We start from the raw sequence: 18,869 nt of genomic DNA, 5'->3' as shown, positions 1-18,869 counted from the left end.
ACCGTGGCGCCAGTGGCTGGCCGGCACCTGGTTGGGCCTGGTGCTGCTGGCAGCCCTATTGGCGCGCCCGAAATTTCGCCTCCCGACTTAACCAGCATCAACCAACCGCCCTTCGGACCTAGCCACTGGCTGGGCACCGATTCGCAGGGCCTCGATGTGGGCGTGGCGTTACTGCTCGGGGCGCGCACGCTGGTGCTGGTAAGCGTACCTGCTACACTTGTCGCGCTATTGCTGGGGGCCGCAATGGGCAGCGCGGCCGGCTTTTTAGGCAACTCGGGCGGACGGCTACCGCGGCGAGCAGCGGTGGCGGGCGGCTTGGCACTGCTTGGCTTTGCAGCCCTTGCACCCTACTGGACCTTGGCCGCTGCCGCCTTGGTACCAGCAACAGCCGTATGGTGGCTTTTGGGGCGTACGCGCTGGGGTCGCCAAGCGTGGGGCTTTCCCATTGATGCAGCCGTGCTGGGGCTAGCAACGCTGCTCGAATCGGTGCCGCTGCTGATTCTGGTGCTGGTAGCCGTGGCCGTGCAGCGCCCTTCGCTGGGTGGGCTGGTGGCGCTACTCGGGCTAAGCTGCTGGACGGGACCCGCCCGGCTGGTGCGGGCCGCTACGCTCCAAACAGTTGCCCAACCTTATTTGGAAGCAGCCCGGGCCGCTGGCATCCCGGGATGGCAGCTACTGCGGCGGCATATCTGGCCCAATACCCGCCATGTGCTGCTGGTGCGCCTGCCACTCACCGTAGCCCTACTGGTCGGATTGGAAACCACTCTCTCCTTTCTGGGCGTGGGCCTGCCGCCCGATGTGGGCAGTTGGGGCCGGTTGCTGGCAGCCGTACGCCTCGCCCCCACCGACTGGTGGCTGGTGGCGTGGCCGGGTACAGCCTTAGTCGGCACCATTCTAAGCCTACAAAACATCATCAATCGTCGGATTCATTAACTTTTTTCTGTTGTCACTAAGCAGTAACTATACCTTAATTTTATTTCGCTTGCATAGCAACTCTCAGTAAGCTCAATTACTTTATATACAATAATATACAATATTAAAAATTATTAATTTATATCAAATACTACTAATAAATACGCGAATTAATCAAGTCACTTTTATGCTACAAGTGTCCTTTACACTCCTTTTGCTACGCTATACTATTGTAATATGAACGGCCGGCAGTTTGGCTGACCAGCACTCTAAACGGTCTTGATTACTGCCTGCTCAATGTTGTAGCAGGAATCAAAGTCGACCGCTGTGCAGCCAATACCAGGTATCAGCCTAATTTTACTACTCCTGAAAGTTTTCGTCAGCCAGCTTTTTGGCCCGATGAGCATAATATAATAATTCCAGTAGCGCCGGTGCGGTAAGTTGCCGCTCACCCCCTACTGTTAGGTTGTTGCAATAGGTGTGTGAAAATCCCGTGGGCGTTGCTTGCGGGTTTTTTTTCCTAGCTCTTACGATCCGCTAGTTTATAGTACCTCGCTTTAAACCGGTTACACTAATCGTTACGTTATATATAAGCATCAATTACCAGCCATAAAGGGCGGCCTGATACCTATCGGGCGCCTTTATGGCTTTTTACTGCCGCACTTTCGCTACTCAGCTTGCGGGGTCTGCCGAGCAACCAAAGCAATACCTTCGGCAAAGGAGTGCGGCCGATATCCCAGTTCCCGCTCGGCTTTGTCGATTATGAAGCCCGTGCGCAAAGGCCGTTGGGCAGGCTGCGAGAACGTGGCGGCATTAACGCGGGTAATGAGCGCAGCATCAAGGCCATAATAATCGGCTACCTGGAGCGCCATTTGATAGGGCGTGCGTAGTTCGGCCCCGCTAAGGTGGTAGATGCCAGTGGCATGGTGGCAGGCCGCCAGCCAGCAGCCCTGGGCCAGGTCCTCGGCTAAGGTGGGCGTACGCCACTGGTCATCAACTACTTTGATAGCCTGGCCAGCCCGTAGCGAATCGCGCACCCAAAGCACGATGTTGGTACGGCCGTAGTCGTGGGCGACGCCGTAGACGAGCACGGTGCGCAGGATGGCCCAGGGGGTGCGGCACTGCCGCACGAGCTGCTCGGCGGCCAGCTTGCTTTCCCCGTAAAAATTAACCGGCCCCGGTGCGGCTTCCTCGGCCAGTGGCCCGGCATCCCCGCTAAAGACAAAATCGGTGCTCAGGTGCAGCAAATGCACCTGATGCTGCTCGCAGGCCGCCACCAAATGCTGCACGGCCGTTACGTTCTGGCTCCAACAATCGGCCCGATTCAACTCACACTCATCCACATTGGTGAGGGCAGCAGTATGTATGAGGTGGGCGGGCTGCTCCTGCCCGATAACCCGCTGCACCTGTCCGGCATCGGTGACGTCGAGAGGCACGAAGCGCACGTGGGGGTGCAACGTGGCCAGCTTGTTGGGCCCGCGGGAGGTAGCCACCAGCTCCAGGTCGGGCTGCTGGCTGAGCAACGCCACCAGTTTCTGGCCCAGCAGACCGTTGGAGCCGGTTACAAGAATTTTCATGGGCAGGCAGCCGGGGCTTATTTATCGTACTGGTAGCCGTAGCGTTCCGTTATTTTTTTCTTCTTCATCTTCTCCACTTTCACGGTCATTCTTAGGTCCGTGACGGGGCGGTTAGCGGCTCCGGTGGGCTGCTGGGCAATTTTGTCGACCACCTCCTGACCGCTGATAACCTGGCCGAATACGGTATACTGGCCGTTGAGGTGGGGCGTACCCTGCGGGTTCTGAACGATGTAGAACTGCGAGGCGCTGCTGCGGCGCTCCGGGTTCACGAAATCGGGGGTGCGGGCGGCGGCCACGGCCCCGCGCTGGTGGGTGAGTTCGGGGCGGATTTCGGCTGGAATCGTCTTTTCGTTTTCCGGGCTCTGGCCTTCATTGGCGGGCTGGGCATCCTTTGAATTTGGGTTCCCACCCTGAATCATGAAGCCCGGAATAACGCGGTGGAACGTAGTGCCGTTGTAAAATCCGGTTGCCGCCAGCTTGAGGAAGTTGGCTTTATGCAGGGGCGTCTGGGCAAAGAGCACCAGCCGGATATCACCCAACGACGTGCTGATGGTGACTACTTCGTCCTTTTTGCTTTTGCGCGGACCTTTGGCGGCCCGGGCGGCAGGTACGGCCAAGCTCAGGAGCAAACCAATCAGCAGTGTACGGCGGAATATATTTTTCATTGGGTGAAGAGCGGCAGAAGGTAAAACGCAAATAACAGCTCAAATTTACGCGCTTTGTTCGGGAGGCCGGGCGAAAAGTTCGGCCTTGGTCAGCGCGCCTAGCAGCTCAGCAACGGCGCGGCCGGCAACGGTGAGGGGCGGCAGAAAAGCGGGAATGGCCACGCGCCAGTTCCGCGCCGTTTGTGTAGGTTGCCGCGTTTTTCGATTTTTCCTCTGCCAACTATGCCTACTATTCCGGCCCCGGCCCGCGCCTCCTGGTTTCCCAAACTGCTGCTGCTCGTCTATCTCATCGAGTTCGTAGTACTGGGTGTGCACCCCACGGACCGGGCCACCTGGTGGGCCGAGAACGTGCCAATTTTCCTACTGGTCGCTTTTCTGATGGTGCTTTACCTACGGGGCGTGCGGTTCTCCAACCTCGCTTACGCGTTGATGAGTGTGCTGATTTTCATGCATACCGTGGGTGGGCACTACACCTTCGAGAAGGTGCCTTTCGACTGGTTCAACGACCTGTTCGGTTTCAAGCGCAACATGTATGACCGGGTGGCGCACTTCTCAGTCGGCTTCTACGCCTACGCCCTCATCGAGTACACCGATTCCCTCCAGCTCATCCGCAGCCGCGCCATCAGCTACCTCTATCCGCTCTGCGTTATCGGCACGGTAGCCATGAGCTACGAACTAATTGAGTGGGTGTACGCCGAACTAGCCGGCGGCGACGCCGGCGCAGCCTTCCTGGGCAGCCAGGGCGACATCTGGGACGCTCAAAAAGACATGCTGGCCGACTCCACCGGTGCCATTTTCGCCTTGGTCCTCTACGCCCTGTTCGGGCGGGGCGACTCGGTGAGTGAGTGAGTGAGTGAGTAAAATGGTCATGCTGCGTCTTCGCTCAGCATGACCGTTTTACTCATTCCTGCCCTGCCGGATGGCTTCCAGGATTTCGCGGCCACCGCAGCCCAGGATGCTTTCTGCCAACTCCGTACCGAGCCGTTCGGATTCAGCAACGGGAGCGGTGCGGACTTCTTCGAGCAACTGCTGGCCATCGAGGCTGATGAGGCCGGCGTGCAGGTGCACGGTTTGGCTATCGGGGCCGACTAGGGTAGCCAGGGCGAAGCTGGGGATGCTGCAACCGCCTTCCATGGTGCGCAGGTAGGCTCGCTCGGTGGCCAGGCAGATGTGGGTGGGCGCATGGTCGAGGGCGGCGTGCAGTTGGGCTTTAAGGGCAGGCTCCAGGTTGCGGGCGCACTCGATGGCCACACTGCCCTGGCCGGTTGCGGGCACGTACTGCGTTTCGGGCAGCACGTGGCGGATCAGGCCGTCGTATTCCATCCGGTGCACGCCGGCATAGGCCAGCACGAGGCCATGGTATTGGCCTTCTTCGAGCTTGCGCAGGCGCGTCTGGAGGTTACCGCGGGCCTCGGCAGCGGTAGCCTGGGGCAGAAACCGGCGCAGCATGGCCTTGCGGCGGGTGCTGCTGGTGCCCAAAATCAGGTCGGGCCGGTTGAGGTCGAGGTCGGGGTCGAAGCTGACCACCACATCATTGACCCGCTCGCGCTCCATGAAGGCCAGCAGCTCCAGATCGGCCGGAATGGTGCTTTGCACGTCTTTGGCGCTGTGCACGGCAATATCGACGTGGCCGGTGCGCAGGCCCTCTTCTAATTCTTCGGTAAACACCCCCTTGGCCCCGATCTTATCGAGGGAGCGGTCCAGCACAATATCACCTTTGGTGGTGATGATGACGATTTCCGGCGCTAGGCCGGCGCTCCTCAGGCGGTCGGCGACGTGGTGGGCCTGCCAGAGGGCCAACTTGGAGCCCCGGGTGCCGATGCGAATGGAAGTTTTCAATAGGAATTAACGTCAGAAACCAGGAAACTTGGGACAGAAAGCCAGTCCGGAAGCAGCAACAAAGATACGCGCCAGGATACTTGAGGCGGCTGCCTATAATAGTTTTAGCGCCAGCTATATCAATTTAGCAAATAGTATTTACTGCGTTTTTGAGCCATTGAACTGCTTTTCAGCCCAAAATAAGCAACTTCAACTCAGCGGTGGATGAGAATAAGTCTCACCTGCCATTGCGCCTCAACGCTACATCCGCAGCAACTCGGCCAGGCGCAGGGACACATCGACGAATACCATGCGCGGGTTAGCATTGCGCTCGATGTGGTAATGGGCAGCGTTGATTTCTTGGGTGAGGGCGTCGGCGTTGCGGGGCGTCACGAAGGGGCTGAAGCCCTTGATAAACCCCTGCTCGCCAGCGGGCAAATGGGGTACCAGCTGGGGGTCGAGGCCGAAGAGGAGCACCTTGCGCAGCAGCGTGAGGGCGTACTGGAAGAACTCCTTCTGATTTTCGCGACCCAGCTTCTGAAATTCGTCGCTCTTACTCAATATATCGGCTACTTTATTGCCGTAGCAGGTGCGCATCCAGCCCACGAACAGGGCGTAATAGTCGTGCTCGGCACTGCCCGCCCCGGCGCTGGCGGCCAAAGCAGCGCCCACGTTGCCATCAGTGAGTTGGGCCAATTGCCGGGCCTTGGCTTCGGGCACGCCGTGGCTGTCGCGCAGCCAAGCCGTCAGCTCCTCCTCCGAGAGAGCCCGCACCACCACTGGCTGCACCCGGCTGATGATGGTGGGCAGCAGCTGCTCGGGCGCGAAGCTTACCAGCAGAAACACGGTAGCGGGCGGCGGCTCTTCCAGTAGCTTGAGCACGGCGTTGGCCGCCGCCGGGTGCATCAGCTCGGGCAGCCAGACAATAACGAGCTTGAAGCGCGCCTCAAATGCCTTGAGGCTCACCAGCCGCAGCAGCTGCACGCTCTCATCCTTTGAAATGCTGCCCTGCTTGTTCTCGGCCCCGATGTGTTGCATCCAGTCGTTGAGGCCTTGGTAGGGGCTGCTGAGCACAAACTCGCGCCATTCGGCCCCGAACTTGCTGCTCGTGGCATCCTTGGCCACCGCCTTGGTGGTGGTTACGGGCACGATGAAGTTGAGGTCGGGATGGATGAGCTTGTCGATTTTCTGGCAGCTCGGGCAAGCCCCGCAGGAGTCCTCGGCTTCGGGCGGACGGTTCTCGCAGTTTAGAAACGCCGCGTAGGCCAGCGCCAGGGCCAGCGCCGCCGAGCCCTCGGCCCCGCGAAACAGCTGGGCATGCGCCACGTGGCTGCGCCGCACCCCGCCCACGAGCATCTGCTTAACAACTTGCTGACCGGAAATATCGGAGAAACGCATGATTGCTACGGATTGGGAAATCAGGCTTTAAAATGAAGCTGTCACGCTGAGCGCAGCCGCAGGCGAAGTCGAAGCATTTCTACCGCAGTTACAACTCTGACACCAGGATTAGTACTACAGTAGAGATGCTTCGACTTCGCCTGCGCTCAGCATGACAGTCCTTTTTTTAACACAGAGCTAAACCGCCTTCTCCCACACCCGATCCTTGGCCGTGGCCTCGTACACGTGGCGCATGATGTACTGTTCTGTTTCGTCGTAGGCGAGTTGGCGGCGAGCCATTACGCGCTCGGCCACTTCGCCTGCTTTGGGCAAGCGGAAGGTTTCGAAGCCCGCCGGGCCGCCCCAGGCAAAGCTCGGGATGAAGGTGCGCGGGAAGCCGGCCCCGAAAATATTGGCCCCCACGCCCACCACCGTGCCGGTGTTAAACATCGTGTTGATGCCGCACTTGCTGTGGTCGCCCATCATCAGCCCGCAGAAGGTTTGGCCGGTGCTCACGAACCGGCCGGCCGCGTGGCTCCAGATTTTGACGGGGGCGTAGTTGTTCTTGAGGTTGCTCGTGTTAGTATCGGCCCCCAGGTTGCACCACTCGCCGATAATTGAGTTGCCCAAGTAACCGTCGTGGCCCTTGTTGGAATAACCCATGATAATGCTGTTGCCCACTTCGCCACCCACTTTGCAGAAGGGGCCCACGGTGTTGTCGCCGCGCATTTTGGCGCCGGGGTTGATGTGGCTGCCCTCGCCGAGTGCCAGCGGCCCGCTGATGATGGCCCCCTCGTGCACCTGGGAGTTTTTGCCCAGGTAAATCGGGCCGTTTTCGGCGTTGAGAATGGCCGCCCTGATTTTCACGCCGGGCTCGATGAAGATGTTTTCCGCGCCGTACACGATAGTATGCGCATCGCCCACCGGGGCCGATTCGCGGCCGGCAGTCAGCAGGTCGAAGTCGCGGCGGATTTCGGCCCCATTGCGCAGAAACAGGTGCCAGAGCTGCCCAATTACGGTCACGGGCTCCAGTACCTGGCGGGTTGTGCGAAAGCCTTCCTGAATCAGCTCGGCCACCTGGGTAGCGTCGTGCAAGTGGGCGGCCACCAGCAGCTCGCCATCAAACAGGGCCTCGCCCGATTCGAGGCCGCGCACCTGCCGTACCAGCAGCTCGTCGGGACATACAGCGCCGTTGATGACTAGTGCCGGCCCCTGGGTGTCGCCGGCCGGAAACTTGGCCTGCAGGTAGCTTTCGGTCAGGTAGCCGATTTGGGGCGCGTCGAGGCGGCGCTGCCACTTTTCAGCCAGCGTGAGAATGCCGCAGCGCAGCGCAGCCACAGGCCGGGTGAAGGTAAAGGGCAGCAGCTGGGGCCTGATGGCGGGGTCGTCGAAGAGCAGAACGTGCATATTTTCTTAAGCTATTAGCTGATGGCTGCTAGCGGCTAGCTCATGCAGCCGAGCCGGGGAAGGAGACGCGGGAGTTCAAAAATGGAAAATAAAAAACTCCCCCCGGGTTACGAGAGGAGTTTTTTCAAGCGAAGCTAGTAGCTATAAGCTGTCAGCTAACAGCTTAATTAAGCCTTTTTGCTGTAGCGGGTGCGGAATTTCTCCACGCGGCCGGCCGTATCGAGCAGCACGTTTTTGCCCGTGTAGAAGGGGTGCGACTCCGAGCTAACTTCCACCTTGATAACGGGGTAAGTTTTGCCATCTTCCATCGTGATGGTCTCGCCGGAGCTCATCGTCGAACGGGTCACAAATTTGAAGCCGCTGGAGGTGTCCTGGAACACCACCTCACGATACTCGGGGTGAATCTCTTTTTTCATGGTCGTAGTGGTGTTTGTACCTTGTTGCCTGCCGATTTTGCGGAAGGGACTGCAAAAGTACATGTTAGCGCCGGATTTTAAAAACCTTAACTATTTTTTCTCCAACCTGTGGCCCAAGCGCTGCCCAGACGCTCCGCCGGATACTCCTTGAGGTATTCGCAGCCAGTGGGTTTTTTTTATTAACGCCGAAAAATTGTAACATTTTCATCATCTCATTCTGACCGGATACCCTTATACTTGCCAATAATTTCTGTTACTCCTTATTTAGCTATGTCCCGTTCCATTACGCTACTGTCCTTGCTGCTCCTATTCTCGGCCCTGGCCTCGGGGGCAGGCTTTATGCTTTTCCGGGCGCACCAAGAGGCCGATGGCGTTAGTCTGGCCTGGGAAGCGGCTTCCGTACCAAGCGTGAGTAGTTATGAAGTGTACCGCCAAAACGGCCCCAACGACGATTTTGACCGGCTCGTCAGTCTCAGCCCCACCGCCCAGAACGAGTACCGCTACTTCGACAAGGACGTGCTGCTAACTCCCACCAGCCAGGGGCCCCTCATCTACCGGCTTACCGTGCGCACCGCCACCGGCACGCACTCTTACCAAACTACTCCGGCCCCATCTGCCGATAACTCGATGGCCCGCTCCTGGGACCTGATTAAGTTGATGTTCCGCTAATGGAATGCTCCCATCTTCTCCTCGTTGAAACCGGCTACCCGCCGGTTTTTTTATGCCCGTACCTTGCGCCTTCTTTCCCCGCTTCCTAATTCTATAGCCCTATGCGCCTCTGCTTTGCCTCCAACAATGCCCATAAGCTCGACGAAATCCGCCCGCTGCTGCCCGCCGGCGTCGAGTTGGTAAGCTTGGCCGATATCGGCTGCCAGCAGGACCTGCCCGAAACCCAGGACACCCTCGCGGGCAATGCCCGCCAGAAGGCGCAGTATGTGTGGGACCACTACGGTATGGCCTGTTTCGCCGACGATACGGGCCTCGAGGTAACGGCCCTGGGTGGGGAGCCCGGCGTGTATTCAGCCCGCTACGCCGGGCCCCAGCGTCTAGCCGAAGACAATGTAGCGAAGCTCCTGCACGAGTTGCGTGACAAGTCCGACCGCTCGGCCCAGTTCCGCACGGTAGTAGCCCTAGTACAGCCAGATGGTACGGTGCACGAGTTTGCCGGGGCCGTACCAGGCCGCATCAGTGAGCAGCCGCGTGGTACCAGCGGCTTCGGTTACGACCCCGTATTTGCGCCCACTGAGGCCGACGGCCGCACGTTTGCCGAGATGACGCTGGCCGAAAAGAACGGCCTCAGCCACCGCAGCCGCGCCGTAGCCGGGCTGGTGGCGTTTTTGAGAAGTGAGAAGTGAGAAAAGGAGTGTCATTCTTCGCGCCGCACTGAATGACATTCCTTTTGCTGGCAACTACCGCTGATTTGTCTCTTCCCGCCGCTTATTTCTCAGCAATGCACCACTCAGCTTATCCTATTTTGTTACTTTTGCAGGGTTGGCCCTGCCGGTACGGGTCTTGATTCTTCCTATGCAACACCCTTTCATCGTCGGTATCACGGGCGGCAGCGCCTCGGGCAAAACCACTTTTTTGCGCCGGCTGCTGGCTTCGTTTCCCGAAGACGAAATCTGCCTGATTTCGCAAGACAACTATTACCACCCCCGCGAAAACCAGCTCGTTGATGCCCAGGGCGTCACGAATTTCGACCTCCCCACCTCCATCGACTCGACTGCTTACGCCGCCGATGTGCTGCGTATCAGCCAAGGCCAGGAAGTGCGCCGCCCCGAGTACACCTTCAATAACCCCCTAGCCACGCCCACCGAACTGGTATTCCGGCCCGCGCCCATTGTGGTGGTAGAGGGCATTTTCGTGTTCTACTTTGAGGCCGTGGCCCGGTTGCTCGACCTGAAGGTGTATATCGACGCCCAAGAACATGTGAAGCTGCAGCGCCGCATCGTGCGCGACCGGGACGAGCGGGGCTATGACCTCGAAGACGTGCTCTACCGCTACACCCACCACGTGGCTCCCACTTACGAGAAGTATATCAAACCCTTCAAGCAGGACGCCGACCTCATTATTCCCAACAACCACCGCTTCGATAAAGGCCTGGATGTGCTCGTTTCGTTTCTGCGTGGCAAAGTAGCGGCCAGCAAAAGCGCGTAGGCGTTCTTACATCCCGTTAATCTGAGCCCCCGATTATTTTCGGGGGCTTTTTCGTGGAATTAGGCCGGCCGTGCCGCGGGGCGTTGCAGCGCCGGGGGCAAAAACCTATATTTGTAGTTCTTACCCCCGAACCATTGTTGCTCCTCACCACCTTTTTACCACGTCTGCGCCTAGCCTTCGTCACGCTAACCGTGCTGATGGTGCTGGGCCTGAACCACCAATCGGTGGCGACGTTGCGGGTGGTGCCCGCAGCCAGCACCCCCGCCCGGACGGCTGTAGCGGCCCGTACATCGGTCGTAAAGCAGCGCGTAAACCTCGAAGCCATTCCCATTCTAGGGACGTGGCTGGCCCCAGCGGCTACCGCCTGGCTGCCTTTTCCAACCGAATTACCAACCCCGCGGTGGGCACTGTCCCGCCCGGCCGTTTCGGCTCCCCACCTCAGTAGCGTACCGAACTTTTTCAGAGCCCGACTGCTGCGCGTGGCCCTTTCGCCCCAGGCTCCATAGCTTTCTTTCGAGGGCGCCGAGCACAAAAACCGTGTTCAGGTGTCGGCCGTTTCTTTCGGTCCGACGCCCGCAGTCCTCGCTTCCGGGCTTATCCAACTGCTTTTTTGAACAGTAGCTACCAGCCAATAGCTGATAGCTAGCAGCTTACCAAGATACATGCGTAACAAAGGTCTCATCATAACGCTGACAGTTATTCTGTCGGCGCTATGCATTTACTTTCTCTCCCTGACCCTCATTTCGCGCGGGGTGCAGCGCGACGCGGCGCAGTATGCGTCGCGGGGCGGCCAGCTGGTCGAGAAGCAGCGCCAGCACTACCTCGACTCGGTGTGGCGCGCCCCCGTGTTCGGGCCTCTTACTTATAAGGAAGTCCGCCAGTCGGAATTGGGCCTCGGCCTCGACCTGAACGGTGGCATGCACCTGACGCTGGAAGTATCGCCGGTGGAAATTGTGCGGGCTATGAGCGGCAAGAGCAAGGACGCCAACTTCAATAAGGCGTTGGCCCAGGCCCAGACCATGCAGCGCAGCAACCCATCTACGCCCTTCACCACGCTGTTCGCCCAGGCCTTCCAGCAGGTGGCGCCCAACGATAAGCTGGCCCGCGTATTCGCCAACACCACCAACAAGGGTGCCATCGACATCAACTCGTCGAACGAGAAGGTCATCGGTGAAATCAACAAGCAGATTGAGGACGCCATCGACCGCTCGTTCAACATCCTGCGTACCCGCATCGACAAGTTCGGCACCAGCCAGCCCAGCATTCAGCGGGTAAAAGGGACCGGCCGCATCCAGATCGAACTGCCCGGCGTGGATAACCCCGACCGCGTGCGCAAGCTCGTGCAGGGCCAGGCCAAGCTGGAGTTCTGGGAAGTATGGCGCCAGGATGAGTTCGCCCCCTACCTCGGCCAGCTCAACCAAGTGCTGAGCGCCAAAGAAGTGGCCGCCGCCCCGGCTGCTGCTACTGCTACTGATGCCGCTTCGGCTACTCCCGGCGACACTTCGTCGCTGGCCAAGCAACTGGCCCAGAAGAACGCCGTGGCTAAAACCGATTCGGCTGCGCCCCAGAAGAACGTGCTGGGCAGCCTGTTCACCATGCCCGGCACGCTGGGTGCCAACATCCGCGACACGGCCCGCGTGAACGCCGTGCTCAAGAGCGCCGACACCCGCGCCGTGCTGCCCGCCAACCTCACCTTTCTGTGGGGCGTGAAGCCCGACGTAATTGAAGGCCAGGAATACCTACAGCTCTACGCTATTCGGAAGGGCCGCGAAAACGAAGCGCCCATCGGCGGCGAAGTTATCAGCGACGCCCGCGGCGACTTCAGCCAGCAGGGCGGCGGTGCCGAGGTGTCGATGCAGATGAACCCCGGCGGGGCCCGCAAGTGGCAGCGCCTGACGGCCGCTAACATCGGCCGCCAAGTGGCCATCGTGCTCGACGATTACGTGTACTCGGCCCCCGTGGTGCAGGCGGAAATTGCCGGTGGCAACTCCAGCATCTCGGGTAACTTTACCATTGAGGAAGCCCAGGATTTGGCCAACGTGCTGAAAGCCGGTAAGCTCCCCGCGCCTACCCGCATCGTGGAAGAAGCCGTGGTGGGCCCTTCGCTGGGCCGCGAAGCCACCAACCAAGGCCTGTACTCCACGTTGGGCGGTTTGCTGATTATCATGGCCTTCATGGCTGCCTACTACGGCCGCGCCGGCTTAGTAGCCGATGCCGCTTTGCTCTTCAACCTCTTCCTTATTATGGGCGTGCTGGCTCAGTTCAGCTTCGCCCTTACGCTGCCCGGCATTGCCGGTTTGCTGCTCGTTATTGCGGCTTCGGTGGATGCCAACGTGCTGATTTTCGAACGAATCCGGGAGGAACTCGACCACGGTCTGATGCCCAAGGACGCCATCAACAAGGGCTACTCCCGCGCATTCTCGGCCATTTTCGACGCCAACGTTACCACGCTCATCATCGCCACTATTCTGTTCATCTTCGGCACGGGTCCGGTCCAGAACTTTGCCGTGACGCTGCTAGTGGGCGTGTTTACCTCATTCCTGTCGGCCGTGTACGTGTCGCGCCTGATTATCGAGTGGATGATCAAGGGCAAGGAAACCACCTCGCTCAATTTCAGCACCTTCCTCTCGAAGAACCTGTTCAAAAACCTGAACTTCGATATCGTGGGCAAGCGCAAAATCGCCTACGCCTTCTCCACGATTTTCATCGTAATTGGTTTCGTGCTGATGTATTTGCAGGGCGGCCCCAACCTGGGCGTCGACTTCCGCGGTGGCCGGGCCTACGTGGTAAGCTTCGATAAGCCCGTGGTGGCCTCCGACGCCCGCGAATTCCTGACCAAGGACTATTTCGCCGGTGCCGGCACCGAGGCCAAAACCTACGGCACCGACAGCCGCCTGCGCATCACGACCGGTTACCTCGCCGACGACGAGAGCGTGGAAGCTGATCAGAAAGTAAAAGCCGCGTTGCTCACCGGCCTCAACGCCAAGTACGGGGCCCTCAAGCCCAAAATTGAAAGCAACTCGAAAGTGGGTGCCACCATCGCCGACGATATCAAGCGGACTTCGGTGCTGAGTTTGGGCCTGACGCTGCTGGCCATTTTCGTGTACGTACTCTTCCGCTTCGAGAAGTGGCAGTACTCGATGGCCGCCGTCGTGGCCCTGTTCCACGATGCGCTCATCGTTATTGCCTCCTTCCCGATTGCCCGGGCTATGGGCCTCAACTACGAGATGGACCAGGTATTCGTGGCCGCTGTGCTGACCACCATCGGTTTCTCAATGAACGACACCATCGTTATCTATGACCGAATCAGGGAATACCTGCGCGAAAACAAGCAGCTTACCTTCGCTCAGGTGGTAAACCCGGCCCTGAACAGCACGTTCTCGCGCACCATGATTACGTTCACCACCGTGTTTCTGGTGATGGTCGTGCTCTACATCTTCGGCGGCGAAACCCTCCGTTCGTTCTCCTTCGCCATGATTATCGGTATCGCCTTCGGCACCTACTCGTCGCTGTTCATCGCGGCCCCGCTGATTCTCGACACCTATGGCCGCAAGGAAAAGGAGCGCATGAACACTGCCAACGAGTCCGGCGCACCTAAACTGAGCACCTCGCAAGTCTAAATCACCGATTGCCGCTGATTTTTGCGCTGATTACGCAGATGCAGGTGTCAGCAGACAAACAAAAAGAGCCCGGCCGATTGGCCGGGCTCTTTTTGTTTGTCTGCTGATTGGTTTAGCAGTGGCACTTCGCTCTGCAATGGAGGCTAGTGAAAAAGGGGCTTTGTGGCGATGTAGCGCGAAGCTTCAGCTTCGCCTGTCGTTGCTGACAACCACACTACATCCCTTAACGAAACGCGAAGCTGGAGCTTCGCGCTACAGGTTCAGCAAACAAAGAGAGCCCGACCAACCGGCCGGGCTCTCTTTGTTTGCTATACGGACGCTTGCATCTGCGTAATGAGCACAAAAATCAGCGGCAATCGGCGATTAAATAGTGATGCCTTCGGCTACTACGCTCTGCACCTCGGGAACCATGCGCTTGAGCAGATTCTCGATACCGGATTTCAGCGTAACGGTGGCCGAGGGGCACCCGGAGCAGGATCCCTGCAGGTTCACGGTCACGATGCCTTCATGGTAGCTTTTGAAGGTGATATTGCCACCGTCCTGCTCCACGGCAGGGCGCACGTAGTTATCGAGCAAATCGATGATCTTCTGGCTGGTAGCCTGGTCGGCTTCTGAGGCGTTGGCTGGCGTAGCGGCGGCCTGTTGGGCCGCGGCCTGCTCGGCGGCAGGGTCGACGGTGAAGATGGGGCCGTTGGCCTCGATGTACGACTTGAGGAAGGTGCGCAGCTCCGGAATCAGCTGGGCCCACTGGTGCTCCGTGGTTTTAGTGATGGTCACGAAGTTCTGAGCGATGAAGACGCGGCCCACATAATCGAAGTTGAACAGTTCCTGGGCCAGCGGCGAGTTGCCAGCGGCCTCCAGGTTAGGGTAGTCCACGCTCACACCATCAGCCAGAAGCTGGGCGTTGAGCACGAATTTCATGGATTCGGGGTTGGGGCTGGCTTCGGCGTAGATAGATACCGGGCCGGCAGGGGCGGTGAGTTGTTCAGCCATGTTTGAAAGACTTGGAGACAAGCGGGAGAAAAAACGGCCATTTTGTGGTCGGCCTGAATACCTAAAACCGCCTGGGGCGGTAATAGTTGCAAAGGTAGCTTTATGTATAGCTTTTAGCTATTAGCTGATAGCTGTCAGCTTCCGTTCAACGAAAAAGCTAACAGCTAATAGCTCTCGGCTAAACGCTTAAACCTTATTCGCCCGGGCCCGAAGCAGCATATCGGCCAGCACGAGGCTGGTCATGGCATCCACGATGGGCACGGCCCGGGGCAGCACGCAGGGGTCGTGGCGGCCGCGGCCGGCCAGCGTCACGGCTTCGCCTTGGTCGTTGATGGTGCTTTGGGGTTGCAGAATAGTGGCCACAGGCTTGAAGGCGACCCGGAAATACACGTCCTGGCCGTTGCTGATGCCGCCCTGGATGCCACCGGAGTGGTTGGTGCGGGTGCGGACCTGGCCGGTGGCCTCGTCGGTGTAGAAAGGGTCGTTGTGCTCGGAGCCGAACAGCAGCGTGCCGGCGAAGCCCGAGCCGTACTCGAACCCCTTCACGGCATTGATGCCCAGCATGGCCCGGCCCAGCTCGGCGTGCAGCTTGTCGAACACTGGCTCGCCGAGGCCGACGGGCAGGCCCCGTACTACCCCCGTCACGAGGCCGCCTACCGTATCGTGCCGGTCGCGGGTCTGGCGGATAAGGTCGGCCATGCGCTCGGCCGTTTCGGGATGCGGGCAGCGGACCATGTTGGTATCAATCAGCCCCAGATCCAGCTGCTCGTAACCCACCGGCACGGCCACCGCGCCCACCTGCGACACGTAGCTGTCTACTTTAATATTGTGCTGGTTGAGCAGCTGCTGGGCCACGGCCCCGGCGGCTACGCGGGCGGCCGTTTCGCGGGCCGAGCTGCGGCCCCCGCCCCGGAAATCGCGGCGGCCGTATTTCTGGTCGTAGGTGTAGTCGGCGTGCGAGGGGCGGTAGGCGTGCTCGATGTGGGAGTAGTCGTGGCTGTGCTGGTCTTGGTTGCGGATATACAGGCTGATGGGCGTGCCGGTGGTTTCGCCCCGGAAAATACCCGACTGTACCTCCACCCGGTCGGCCTCGGCGCGGGGCGTCGTCAGTTCCGACTGGCCCGGACGGCGGCGGTCCAGGGCCGCCTGAATCTGCTCGTCGGCCACGGGCAGCCCGGCTGGGCATCCGTCAATCACCACCCCAATTCCCGGCCCATGCGACTCTCCAAACGTGGTAATGCGAAACAGGCGGCCAAAAGTGTTCATGCGGGCGGTGGGTGAATAAATGAATAGACGGAGCGTAAAAGTACAACGCGCATGCTGGGCGTAGCACAACGTTCTGCTACCCTCAATTACTCATTCACCGCCGGGCCCGCCACCAGCCCAGTAGCGCGAAGGCCATAAGTACGCCCAGAAACAGGTTGGCATAGCGGCGGACGACGCCATAGGCGTTGCGGGGCTGGGGGGTGGCGTCGGCATCGGCCAGGGCTTCGCGGTAGAAGGGGTCGGCGGGGTCGCGGCGGATGGTGACGGCACTTCGCTCGGGGCCGCCCACTACGGGCCGCAGCCGCGAGCGGAGGGTGTCGTAGTGCACGGTAGTAGGGTTGAAGACGATGAGTTGAAACAGCGTGTCGAGGCGGACGGGGCCAGCCTGCCGGGCCACGAGCCGGAATCGGAAGCTCTTGCGCCCGCCTACCCGGCCATTTTCCCGGGTCAGGGTCTGCTGCACCTCGGGGCCATAGAGCTCCAGCCCGGTTGGGGGCGCCGGGGCCGCGAGGTTCACGGCCGCCAGGTTGCCTTCGCCTTCGAGCCCAAACGTGTAGGCAAACGTGCGGCCGGTGCGGAAGGTAGTGCGGTCGAGAAACTCCTTGAGCTCGTAATTACCCACCGGTACTTGGTCGCGCAAGGGGTGGGGCGGCAACGCCAGCACGGGCACCGTGCGCGGAGCCGAGCGGTAGGTTTTATAGCCCTCCAGCCGGTTGTCGAGGCCCGCGGCGGGCTTTTTGGCCACTTTGTATTTGAGCATCTGCAGCTCCACGGCCGGAAAAGCCAGCGGCTGACTGTTGAGCGGGTACAATTCGGCTTCCCAGAGGCGGTAGCGCAGAAAGGGCTTCCCCCCCACGGTCACGGTTTCGGGTATTATCTCCAGCTCATCGAAGCTCTCCTCCCACACCGTGCGCTGGCGCAGCTGGCGAATAATGGCGGGCAGCTGGGCAGCAAAGTTGTAAAAATCGAGCACCGCCTGGTCTTCGGGCCGCAGGTAGAAATACAGGGCCACGTGCAGGCCCTCACCTACGAACACGCGCTCCTTATCGGTAGCTATGGCCAGAAACGCCTGGTCCTGGGGCTCCACGTAGTCTTGGGGCTTGGGCTTGCCAAAGAGCTGGTCGAGCAGGCCGAGGCCCTGCGGCGGGGCGGCCCCGGGAACTGGCGCGGGAACGGTTTGCTGGGGCCCGACGGTAAGCGTGGCCCCGCCCGATTCCAGCACCAGCCCATTAACCTTCATGGTGAAAGGCGGGAGCTTAAACTCGCCCTCGGCAAACGCCGCGTAGCGCTGCGTAATGGTGAGCTCGACGGTCGTCTGGCCATTGACGATGCGGGTGGTGGTGGTGCTCGACTTACCGCTTTTCTTGAACCCTTCGAAGTCGGGGAAGGCCGAATAACGTTCCAGCGGGGCCCCGCGCAAGTGGAAGCTGATGGTGTAGTACTCGTTGAGCGGGAAACTCGCCCGCCCCAGCTCAATTTCAGCGTTGGGTGGGCTCACCTGGGCCCAGACCGCGGCCTCGATACCCGGTAGCAACCAACAAAGCACGACCAGTAGAAAACGCATGGGCCGATAACAGCGGATGGGATGCAAAGCTACAGAAAAAGCCTGCCGCCCCCGCCACACTAATCGTGCCGACCAAACCAGGTTTTACTGCCTTCAACATTGGGCTTATCCTCACCTAAAATCCCCCGGCTTCGGTATGCAAACCAGTAATATTAAGTAAATCAATTACAAAATAGGCCTAACATAATTTAGGCTTTTTAGAATCCGCAGGAGCAACTGAGCCGTAATTCATCTCGAACCACCTCCACCCCTGGTTTTCTTAACCTATCGGTTATTAAAACTCTGCTCTGTGGCAGGCGGATGACTATTGTCTTCATTTTTCACCCAATTACTTTTCTTATGTCCAACATCACGCAAAACGCCAGCGACGAAGCGGAATTCGCTAAGCCGCTGTACACGCCCATTAAGCGCCGCTCCTTTTTCATGTACGCTGGCGCCACGGCTGGTGCTACGGCACTGTTGCTCTCGGGCTGCGACGACGACGATAATACCAACGTAACGCCGGCAAGTGGTACGGTAAGCCTGGGTTCCGGCGATGTTGGTGTTCTCAACTACGCTTATGCGCTTGAGCAACTCGAAGCTGCTTTCTATGCCCAGGTAAAAGCTACTCCGGCTGCCGACTTCTCGGCTACTGAGAAGGATTACTTCAACCAAGTAGCGGCCCACGAAGCTATTCACCGCGACTTCTTCAAGGCCGCCATCAACCGCGACGCTCCCGGCAAGATTATTCCAACGCTGGGTGCTGCCGATTTGAACTTCGGCTCGATTGACTTCACCAAGCGGGCTTCGGTACTGGCTACCGCCAAAACGTTCGAAGACCTCGGCGTAGCTGCTTACAACGGTGCCGGTAAGTACCTCAAGAACCCTGCTTACTTGGTAATTGCTGGTCAGATTGTATCGGTAGAAGCCCGTCATGCTGCTTATGTGCGCGACCTGATTTCTAACGGTTCGTTCGCCGACGACAGCATTATTGACCCCGTTACGGGTCTCGATAAGGCAATGGAGCCAGTAGCTGTAATCGCGGCGGCCCAGCCCTTCATCAAAGTGAAGCTCGACGCCTCGCAAGTCGGCAAGTAATTCCTCCTCCTCCTAACGAC

At 59.4% G+C, this 18,869-nt stretch carries 17 protein-coding genes; 8 read left to right on the top strand and 9 right to left on the bottom strand.

The window, feature by feature from the left end; translation table 11 throughout:
* The first annotated feature begins 3 nt into the window (after nt 1-3).
* Complete coding sequence (locus CDA63_RS12925; RefSeq protein ID WP_126546858.1) at nt 4-933, top strand: ABC transporter permease; 930 nt, start codon at nt 4-6, stop codon at nt 931-933.
* A 647-nt stretch (nt 934-1,580) separates the two neighbouring features.
* Here CDA63_RS12925 and CDA63_RS12920 read toward each other — a convergent pair.
* Both CDA63_RS12920 and CDA63_RS12915 read right to left on the bottom strand, forming a co-directional pair.
* Entirely contained in the window at nt 1,581-2,489 is a 909-nt protein-coding gene (locus tag CDA63_RS12920) for an SDR family oxidoreductase (protein ID WP_088464878.1), read from the bottom strand.
* Nucleotides 2,490-2,506: 17 nt separating this feature from the next.
* Entirely contained in the window at nt 2,507-3,154 is a 648-nt protein-coding gene (locus tag CDA63_RS12915) for a peptidylprolyl isomerase (protein ID WP_088464877.1), read from the bottom strand.
* 222 nt (nt 3,155-3,376) lie between these two features.
* Between CDA63_RS12915 and CDA63_RS12910 the strand changes: the two genes are divergently transcribed.
* Complete coding sequence (locus CDA63_RS12910) at nt 3,377-4,003, top strand: DUF2238 domain-containing protein (protein WP_088464876.1); 627 nt, start codon at nt 3,377-3,379, stop codon at nt 4,001-4,003.
* A gap of 48 nt (nt 4,004-4,051) precedes the next feature.
* Here the strand turns inward: CDA63_RS12910 and hemC are convergent, their stop codons facing one another.
* From hemC to CDA63_RS12890, 4 genes are all read right to left on the bottom strand, one after another.
* Nucleotides 4,052-4,993, bottom strand: a complete 942-nt coding sequence (gene hemC / locus CDA63_RS12905) for a hydroxymethylbilane synthase (protein ID WP_088464875.1) — start codon at nt 4,991-4,993, stop codon at nt 4,052-4,054.
* Nucleotides 4,994-5,233: 240 nt separating this feature from the next.
* Nucleotides 5,234-6,370, bottom strand: a complete 1,137-nt coding sequence (locus CDA63_RS12900; protein WP_088464874.1) for a DNA polymerase III subunit — start codon at nt 6,368-6,370, stop codon at nt 5,234-5,236.
* 177 nt (nt 6,371-6,547) lie between these two features.
* Entirely contained in the window at nt 6,548-7,756 is a 1,209-nt protein-coding gene (locus CDA63_RS12895; protein ID WP_088464873.1) for a GlmU family protein, read from the bottom strand.
* Between the two features lie 167 nt (nt 7,757-7,923).
* Nucleotides 7,924-8,172, bottom strand: a complete 249-nt coding sequence (locus CDA63_RS12890) for a type B 50S ribosomal protein L31 (RefSeq protein ID WP_088464872.1) — start codon at nt 8,170-8,172, stop codon at nt 7,924-7,926.
* A 270-nt stretch (nt 8,173-8,442) separates the two neighbouring features.
* Here CDA63_RS12890 and CDA63_RS12885 point away from each other — a divergent pair, with 270 nt between their 5' ends.
* The 5 genes from CDA63_RS12885 (at nt 8,443) to secDF (ending at nt 13,949) form a co-directional block, all read left to right on the top strand.
* Entirely contained in the window at nt 8,443-8,841 is a 399-nt protein-coding gene (locus tag CDA63_RS12885; protein ID WP_088464871.1) for a hypothetical protein, read from the top strand.
* Nucleotides 8,842-8,942: 101 nt separating this feature from the next.
* The gene (rdgB, locus tag CDA63_RS12880) at nt 8,943-9,527 is read left to right on the top strand and encodes an RdgB/HAM1 family non-canonical purine NTP pyrophosphatase (protein ID WP_088464870.1); all 585 of its coding nucleotides are present in this window, start codon (nt 8,943-8,945) and stop codon (nt 9,525-9,527) included.
* A gap of 169 nt (nt 9,528-9,696) precedes the next feature.
* On the top strand, nt 9,697-10,329 hold the full coding sequence (locus CDA63_RS12875; protein ID WP_088464869.1) for a uridine kinase family protein: 633 nt from the start codon (nt 9,697-9,699) through the stop codon (nt 10,327-10,329).
* Between the two features lie 137 nt (nt 10,330-10,466).
* The gene (locus tag CDA63_RS12870; RefSeq protein ID WP_126546857.1) at nt 10,467-10,835 is read left to right on the top strand and encodes a hypothetical protein; all 369 of its coding nucleotides are present in this window, start codon (nt 10,467-10,469) and stop codon (nt 10,833-10,835) included.
* Between the two features lie 156 nt (nt 10,836-10,991).
* Nucleotides 10,992-13,949, top strand: a complete 2,958-nt coding sequence (secDF, locus tag CDA63_RS12865) for a protein translocase subunit SecDF (RefSeq protein WP_088464867.1) — start codon at nt 10,992-10,994, stop codon at nt 13,947-13,949.
* 363 nt (nt 13,950-14,312) lie between these two features.
* On the opposite strand, the gene CDA63_RS12860 is transcribed toward secDF, so the two are convergent.
* The 3 genes from CDA63_RS12860 to CDA63_RS12850 all read right to left on the bottom strand — a co-directional run bounded on the left by CDA63_RS12860 (nt 14,313) and on the right by CDA63_RS12850 (nt 17,772).
* Nucleotides 14,313-14,942 (bottom strand): NifU family protein, encoded by a 630-nt coding sequence (locus CDA63_RS12860; RefSeq protein WP_088464866.1) that lies wholly within the window; start codon nt 14,940-14,942, stop codon nt 14,313-14,315.
* Between the two features lie 186 nt (nt 14,943-15,128).
* Nucleotides 15,129-16,208, bottom strand: a complete 1,080-nt coding sequence (gene aroC, locus CDA63_RS12855) for a chorismate synthase (protein WP_088464865.1) — start codon at nt 16,206-16,208, stop codon at nt 15,129-15,131.
* A 94-nt stretch (nt 16,209-16,302) separates the two neighbouring features.
* Nucleotides 16,303-17,772 carry a BatD family protein gene (locus tag CDA63_RS12850; RefSeq protein WP_088464864.1) on the bottom strand — a complete coding sequence of 490 codons (1,470 nt, stop codon included), beginning with the start codon at nt 17,770-17,772 and terminating at the stop codon, nt 16,303-16,305.
* Between the two features lie 339 nt (nt 17,773-18,111).
* Between CDA63_RS12850 and CDA63_RS12845 the strand changes: the two genes are divergently transcribed.
* Nucleotides 18,112-18,849, top strand: a complete 738-nt coding sequence (locus CDA63_RS12845; RefSeq protein WP_088464863.1) for a ferritin-like domain-containing protein — start codon at nt 18,112-18,114, stop codon at nt 18,847-18,849.
* Nucleotides 18,850-18,869 lie beyond the last annotated feature (20 nt).

The sequence above is a fragment of the Hymenobacter amundsenii genome (assembly GCF_002204745.1).
Taxonomy (GTDB): Bacteria; Bacteroidota; Bacteroidia; order Cytophagales; family Hymenobacteraceae; genus Hymenobacter; species Hymenobacter amundsenii.
This window is presented reverse-complemented; position numbering and strand designations above follow the sequence as displayed.